Here is a 236-nt window from a genome sequence, read left to right on the forward strand (position 1 = left end):
CCGGAGCCATTGATGACGTAGACGTCATTACCAGCACCACCGTTGACGGTCACGCTGCCAGAGTTGAAGGTAAAGACGTCACCATAGGCTGAGCCGGTGAGTACCTCGATGTTGCTGAATGCATCACCTTGGGCATCACCACCCACACCCGTGCCGGCAGTGCCCGTCACGGTCAGGTTGACCGCCTGGGCAGAGCTGGCGTAGCTCAGGGTGTCGTAGCCATTGGCACCATCCAG

Annotated in this window: 1 pseudogene; it reads right to left on the bottom strand. The window is 59.7% G+C overall.

The features are described from left to right. Positions 1-236: pseudogene (locus AC30D9_RS29425) on the bottom strand (calcium-binding protein); the annotation flags it as partial.

The organism is Pseudomonas sp. DF11, from assembly GCF_058148565.1.